General features: G+C 36.0%; 7 protein-coding genes. 5 read left to right on the top strand and 2 right to left on the bottom strand.

Annotated features, from left to right (window positions below):
• Positions 1-118 precede the first annotated feature (118 nt).
• On the bottom strand, positions 119-1480 hold the full coding sequence (locus T344_RS0119100; RefSeq protein ID WP_027627333.1) for an ISNCY family transposase: 1362 nt from the start codon (positions 1478-1480) through the stop codon (positions 119-121).
• A gap of 205 nt (positions 1481-1685) precedes the next feature.
• On the opposite strand from T344_RS0119100, the gene T344_RS0119105 reads away from it, so the two are divergent.
• The 5 genes from T344_RS0119105 to qatD all read left to right on the top strand — a co-directional run bounded on the left by T344_RS0119105 (position 1686) and on the right by qatD (position 7074).
• Complete coding sequence (locus tag T344_RS0119105) at positions 1686-1880, top strand: HTH domain-containing protein (RefSeq protein WP_027630015.1); 195 nt, start codon at positions 1686-1688, stop codon at positions 1878-1880.
• A 204-nt stretch (positions 1881-2084) separates the two neighbouring features.
• Entirely contained in the window at positions 2085-4172 is a 2088-nt protein-coding gene (qatA, locus tag T344_RS0119110; RefSeq protein ID WP_027630016.1) for a Qat anti-phage system ATPase QatA, read from the top strand.
• Between the two features lie 6 nt (positions 4173-4178).
• Positions 4179-4988: a Qat anti-phage system associated protein QatB gene (qatB, locus tag T344_RS0119115; RefSeq protein ID WP_027630017.1), complete on the top strand. Its 810-nt coding sequence runs from the start codon at positions 4179-4181 to the stop codon at positions 4986-4988.
• A 2-nt stretch (positions 4989-4990) separates the two neighbouring features.
• Positions 4991-6346: a Qat anti-phage system QueC-like protein QatC gene (gene qatC / locus T344_RS28765; RefSeq protein ID WP_051572050.1), complete on the top strand. Its 1356-nt coding sequence runs from the start codon at positions 4991-4993 to the stop codon at positions 6344-6346.
• Complete coding sequence (qatD, locus tag T344_RS28770) at positions 6346-7074, top strand: Qat anti-phage system TatD family nuclease QatD (protein WP_051572052.1); 729 nt, start codon at positions 6346-6348, stop codon at positions 7072-7074. Before qatC ends, qatD begins: the two co-directional genes overlap by 1 nt.
• Before the next feature lie 234 nt (positions 7075-7308).
• Here the strand turns inward: qatD and T344_RS0119130 are convergent.
• Positions 7309-7620: transposase (locus T344_RS0119130; protein WP_027630018.1), on the bottom strand; the 312-nt coding region annotated here is incomplete at its 5' end.

Below are 7620 nucleotides of genomic sequence, written 5' to 3' on the forward strand. Positions count from 1 at the left end.
TTAGATTAACCTGATAAATTCAACTTTTGTGAAGTTATACACTTCATATTAATAAAAATTATAGAATAAATTGATCTTTGACACTTGAATATGTGAGTTACTTGGCCATTTTTGACCTTCAGGCCATTAATTTGGCTGCTTGCCGTAGATTATGGGCAAAGATACCCAGACCAGTCCACATTTGTGTTTTCCGGTATCCACTGAGCATGCTGCGATTTAAACCAAACCGACGCTTCAAACAACTGATTCGTCCTTCAATGCCTGAACGCCATTGTTTTAACCGTCGGAATGCTGATGTTTTTTCAAAGGCTTCCCGTTCCTTGGATTTTCTTCCGATTTTGGGTATACAGACATTTTTGACTCCTGCTGAATATGCCAACTTTTCGTTTCCTGAATCGTAATAACCTCGGTCAAGACTAATTTCCAAGGGGGTTTTCCCAAATACATCTACATGCTTTTTTAATGCATCGTTTACCAGGGTTTTATCGCAAGGATTGCCTTTGTATACTTGATAACCAGTTACTATGCCGCTTTCTGTTTCTTGTATTTGAAGCTTGTATCCAAACTCTACACGCTTGCCCAGCTTTCCTTTGACAATTGGTCGGGCATCAGGGTCCCTTAAACTGATGAGACGGTCTGAAAGTTTTGTATTGCCGTTGTTGACTGCTTCGCTTTGATTAATGATTTTCTGAACCTTATTGACGGTGTCTAGAAGAGTTCCTCTGAGTTTGATGTCTTTTTCTGTCTCAGGAATAAGCTTCTTTGCCAAGCTGGTTGCTTTGCTTAATACCTTGCGAGCTTCCTCTGCAATCATTCCAGTAATTTTACGAACTTCAGTGCGTGAATCCTCTGATCTTCGGCGAAGAACTTTGTTAATTGAAAGCATATGCTCCTTCATTTTACGGTTCGATTTCGTACTTTGTTGGGAAGCCTTTCCACATGCTCGTTTTATGCGGGTGACTGCTTTTGTTAGCTTTTTTACACCTTCGTAAAGCAGGCCCGCATCCGTGGGGTGGACGATATTTGACTCCACTACGGTTGTATCAATGCGAGTTTTTCTTCCTTTAAGAAGTTTTTTCTGTACTAATGATTTTAATAGTCGCTGATTCATTTCATCGATGACTTCTTCTCCATATTTGGTGGTGATTTTCATCAGTGCAGTTGCATCGGGCACCTTTTGTTCGATGGGTATACGGCAGAAAAAACGAAACATTAGATTATGAGTTACTTCCGGAACAATATCTTCATAACTCAGGCCTGTATAATGCTTAAGAAACATCAATCGAATATAAACCCTGACGGGAACCGTAGGACGGCCTCTTTGAGTATTAAAGCTGCCTACAATGGGTTCTTCAAAGGATTCGTCTTTGAGCAATTTGTCTATTTGTTCAAGTTCAGGGGTCAATTTATACGCCACTTTAGGAATAAAAACTTCTGCAACAGATGGCTGCGTCCATTCTGGATAATCGAGTATAAGCATAAGATATCACCTATTGTAAATTTTGTATTATGCTGTATATTTCGACATTCAGCATGCTAATTCCTGCCACAAACTCACTATATTCAAGCTTTTCAAGGAACAATTTATCAGGTGAATCTAATTAGGCTAATAATGCGAAGTTTGATAAAGATGATATTATAGCAATAATGGGAAGTTGAGGGTTTGAATTTATGGAGGAAATATAATGGATGTGCAAACTATTAAGGATAAAATTAATAGTCTATTAGAATACATACTAGATACTTCCATACAGGTAGAGGATATTGCTGATAGCTTGAATATATCCAGATCGACAGTTTTACGAGAAGTTCAAGAGATTAAGAAACAGGTTGGAATTGTCTATATTAAAAAGACAAAACAGTGGCAAATACCAAAGTAAGAGGAAGTATCAAGGAAGTGTCATAGGAAGTCTCATTTTTTGACACCTTCCTGAGATCTCATCAATAATGAACTCACAGTGCATTTTATGAAAGTAATAATAGATAAGATAGATTTTATATTTTTTATAACACAATCAACAGTTTCATTAGGGGGGGTACAAAAGATAACAAAATAAGAGAACATAAGGAAGAGGTGATTAATAATGGTTCTATCAGATAATGAAACTAGAATAGACCGTCTAAATAATATGGCTATTGCTAAAACAATTGTGTCTATTATCAAGGAAAGCAAAGAATCGGTCTCAATTGGTGTTCATGGAGATTGGGGTGCGGGAAAATCAAGCATTTTAGTAATGGTTGAAGATGAACTTAAATCAGTCATGGATTGCACAGAACTAGAGAATATTGATAACACATCTGGAGATGAAGAAGAATCAATTTTGGATTATGTGAGTATTCGATTTAATAGTTGGCAATATCAAGGATTTGAAGATGCAAAAATTGCATTAATGAGTGCAATTGTTTCACAGTTAGAAATAAGCGCAGAGAATTATTGCAAAAAACATAAAATAAAAGGTGGGATTGAGGAAGTAAAAAAAATTGGTGCAAGATTATGGAAAAATCTTGATAAATTGAGCATTGCAAAGAACATTGGAAAAATAGGGGTATCAATTGCAACAGGAACAGCTCCAATTGTTTTGATAGAGAAACTTGCTAATATTGTAAGAGAAACGGTGACAGATCCTGAAAAAGCTGGAAATATGATTGGGATGATAGGAGATTTAATCAAAGAGCCATCGCCGGAATCCTCAAGTTATAAAGAAATGGAAGAATTTCGAAATAATTACAAAGAACTATTTGAAAAAGCACATGTAAGAAAACTTGTTGTACTTATAGATGATTTGGATCGTTGTTTACCAAAGGTAGCAATAGAGACGCTTGAAGCTGTCCGTATGTTTTTGACATTGGATAGCACTGCTTTTGTTATTGCTGCTGATGATGCAATGATTCGGTACTCAGTGAAAGAATATTTTCCACGAGTACTTGAGCAGGATATCGAGAATTTAGACGCGGTTTCCAAAATTAATTATAGTCGTTTCTCGGATAAATACTTAGAAAAGCTTATCCAGATACCACTTCATATTCCGAGAATCGGTATAGCAGAGGCTCAACTTTATGTTTTGCTTTTATTAGTAGAAGCAGAACTGGGAGAATGTGATGAATTAAAAAATCTCGAAAAAATTGTAATTAATAAACTACATAAACCATGGGCATTGGAATCTCTTTCCACTACAGAGATAAAAAAGGCGCTTGGAAATAAGTATGATAATGCTATTGAGAGGGTCAAAATTGCACAAAGTATCGATAGAATACTAGCTGAAAATACAAGCGGGAATCCTAGAAATATAAAACGATTTATCAATATGCTTTTATTGAGAACTGAAGTTGCCCAGAACCGTGGATTTGAATCTGCTGATTTAGAAATGGCCGTTCTTGCAAAAATGATGTTGGCAGAACAGTATAATGGTGAGTTTTATAAAGCTCTAGCTGGTGAGTTAAATGAAGAAGGTCACTGTACCGCATTTGAAGTTCCATTTGAAGAAGATAATGAAAATATTACTGAAAAAGAAAAAGTAATATCAAGTAAAACGAAACAAAATAATTCAGTAAAGCCAAAGAATGATATTAAAGTTGAAAGCATGACAAAAAGTGAAGCACAGAAAACACAGACGATTGCAGTAGTAAAGAATGATTCTTTTAAGGTATTTTTAAATCAGGAGGATGTTAAAGCATGGATGCAAATAGAACCGTCTTTGGTAGGAAAAGATCTTAGACCTTATTTTTTCGCTTGTACTGAAAAGGTGGATTTCTTTTTTGTTAGTACGGAAGAACGTTTGCGTGAGTTGATTTCAGTTGTTCGTGCTGGGAAATTTAATACTCTTAAAAAGAAAAAAGATATTCAAAAGCTAGATGAATCAGATGCAAAGAGATTAATGAGAATAGTTTTTCAGGATGTATTCACACGAAATCTTTCGAAAAATGAACCACCCAAAAGCATTGAAGGAATAAGAGTTTTGGTAGAATATCGACCAGAACTCCAAGGTGACCTTGTAGACTTATTGATGACATTACCATTTGACAAATTAGGAATTTGGTCAGTGGGAGGATGGGATGCTTGTATACCAAGAACATCTGATTCAAGAATAAAATTGAAACAGTTTTTTAAGAGTATCGAAGAGAATTCCACAAATACGATAATAACAAGTACAGCAAAAAGCGCACAGGAGTGATAGATAATGGGAACATCTACAAGAAATAAAGGTCAATCAGGTCATACACCATTAGTACCTTCATGGCTTGATGAAGGTACTAATGGTGAGGTAATACCGGAGTCCACAGGAATGAAGCCAATTCCGCCGGATGGAGATATAAATCGATTCACAGGTTCTAGAAAAGCATTCACACAATATGTTTCGGGTGGTGGGCGTGATGGAAGTTCAATGAGAAGGACAGTGTCACGATATGTTAATCATGCACTTGGAGGAAGCACTAGGGCCACAACACGATTGGGTTCTGCACGAAGTAGCACGGCAAGACTATATGGAGTTTTAAATAATTTATCAGGAGCTGGAGGAGTCAGGGAAGTAGCACATCAACTTTCTATAAATAATTTAGAAGGACTTCCTGCCTCGGAGTTTTTTATCAAAATAGCTACATTCGTTTGCCCAGATGGTGGGACAAACGATGAAGGTTTAGTTAGATCTGCGTACTATGATTCCATTACAGACAATGTGGACTTATATGGAAAAAAAACAGAAGAACTTACTGCTGATGAGTGTTCAGCTATATTGGAAAATTTTATGGGTAAAGTTATTCTTGAGCATATTATGAATGATATTGCTAACCAAATTATTACACTTCCAGATGATATTGAACAGGTTTCACATATAGAAGGACTAGTTGAACAGCATATAAAACAAAGTGTTTCTGATGCCTGTGCAGAAGTGAAACAAAATCAAATGCAGATGACAAATGGTAGAGCACAAGAAATTACAGATTCGATATATCAGAAAACATATGAAATACTGGAAAGGAAAGGTGAATAAGCATGTATAGATATCATTTATGTGCTTCGTTTTATAAGGATTTGAACGTAGCAGAATTTGAAGAGCGTACAGAAGAAAGTATGATAAATGCTAAACTACCGATGCTTACTTCATCTGGAAATTTTCGTTTTGGACTTCAAACAACAATTAATGAGCTTCGTAAACATAATATTTATCCATCAGAAAGCGGATACGATGCTATTATTATAGGATTAATGGTTTATATCGCTGATATGAAAATATCTAGGAAAAAACAATCACAAGACTCGTGGACAAGAGAAATCATTCTTTCTATTCCGGTATATGAAGATAAATGGAAGAACCAAAAGAAAATTTTGGAGCGAATGCTGAAGTTTTTAACAGGTGATTTATGGACACTTGATTTTTCTAAAAGAGAGAGTAATTTTGTTGAAAAGGATAAAGAAGCACAACGTACTGATAAGTATAAAATTGCTTCATTGTTTTCCGGGGGAATGGACAGTTTGATAGCTTCAATTAATTATATGGAGCAGAAGCAACCTACATTGTTGATAAGTCATGCAGGAGAAGCCAGAGTAAGGCATTGGCAAACAGATTTGTTACATATTTTAGATATGGATTATCCTGATGTATATCATGAAAATGTATATCTTTGGACAAGTCTTGGAGAGATTGATTTGCCGTATGCAGATGAAGATAAAAATCAGCGCAGCAGATCATTTCTATTTATTGCAATTGCAATATTTGCAATGAGTGGAACAAAAAATTGTAAACAACTGCTTATGCCTGAGAATGGATTAATTGCATTAAATGTTCCGTTGGATTGCACTCGAGTTGGTTCACATAGTACGAGGACAACGCATCCCTATTATCTTGAATTATGGAATGAAATTAGTGAAAATCTATATGGTTTTTCAATTATAAATCCATATTGGAACAAAACTAAAGGAGAGATGGCAGCTGAATGTCTTAATAAGGAAGAATTAAAGGTTGCAATAGGAAAGTCTTATTCATGTTCATCCGTGAATAATGCTAATATTCGTAGTGGACATTCTCAACATTGTGGACATTGTTTACCATGTATTATAAGAAGAGCTGCAATGCACCGTGCTTTTGGTGATTATGATACTTCGGAGTATTTGTATTCCGATGTAAGTGATATAGAAAATAATCGTAGCCTAGTAGGAGAACAATTACGTTCTTTTCAATATGCTATTAAGAAGTTAAAACTCAATTCAAAGGTTAAAGATATATTGATTCATAAACCAGGACCTCTTGAAAATGAAGAAGCATACCTTGCTGAACTTTCCGACATGTATTACCGAGGACTTATGGAAGTCGATCAGTGGATTAAAGATAGTAAGGAGATAATAGAATAATGTTGGTTGATACACATTTCCATTTGGATTTAATGGATAATATGCAATGCCTCATAAAGGAGTTTAATAAATCAGATGTTGGGATAATTGCTGTTGGAACCACTCCGCTGGCTTACGAAAGAGAACGACAGTTTACAAAACATGTAGAAAATATAAAAGTTGGTCTTGGTTTACATCCACAACTAATGAGGGAAAGAAGCCAAGAAATCAGCCAGTTTCTAGATGAAATGAGCAATGCAAGATATGTTGGTGAAATTGGACTTGACTTTAATAGAAATTTTGTGGAATCTAAATTGCAACAGCTTTCATGTTTTCGGAAAATTGCCAATGCATGTTCCACTGAGGGGAAAAAGGTATTATCTATTCATAGTGTAAAATCAGCTAGATGCTTGATTGAAATATTGGAGGAAGAAAGAACTTTTCAAACTTGCCAGTGTATTTTTCATTGGTTTTCTGGAACTGCTTCTGAACGTAAATTAGCAATAGAAAAGGGGGCATACTTCTCCATTAATTCTAAAATGCTGAAAACAAAAAGCGGGCAAGATACTATTAGAAGCATTCCAAAAGACAGGATTCTATTAGAGACAGACGCACCTTTCACAATGAAGTTTAACTCTGTTGCGGGGTTAAAAAATGAACTTGAGAATATTGCAAAGAGTATTTCAGATATTCGCAAAGAAGATTTGATATTGCAAATAGAAGAAAATTCAGAAAAAATAATCTATTAAATTGGAAAAATATCAGGAGCCGGGTGTGAACATACTTTAGTGTAAATGGAATAATCATCCAAAGATTTGACGATAATATTACTGTAGCATAAATCGGGCAACGCTGAGGAGCGACCCAACGCTTGCTGCGGCTTATACGATGAATGGCGAGCCTTGTTGTTCGCCTTTTTTCTTTTCATCGGTAAGTTCTTGCGGATAAACCTTGGGAGTCTGAGGGCAGAGCCCTCAGGGCTTTTATGCAACAAACCTGTCTGCAAAGTATATCATTATCTGGCTATACGCCATTGCCCAGTCCCTTGAAGGCTGCGTCCACTTCTTCGTAATTTCTTTTGCTGAAAGGAATACCACCTTCCGAATCGAGTCATCGGTGGGGAAAATGGATTTTGCTTTCGTAAACTTCCGCACCATTCTGTGATATGCTTCCACTGCGTTTGTCGTATAAATCAAATGCCTGATCTGTTCGGGATAGCTGAAAAAAGTGGTAAGTTCTGCCCAATTAGTATCCCAGGACCGCAAGATGGATGGGTACTTCTTATCCCATTTTTC

It is taken from the genome of Ruminiclostridium cellobioparum DSM 1351 = ATCC 15832, from assembly GCF_000621505.1.
Taxonomy (GTDB): Bacteria; Bacillota; Clostridia; order Acetivibrionales; family DSM-1351; genus Ruminiclostridium; species Ruminiclostridium cellobioparum.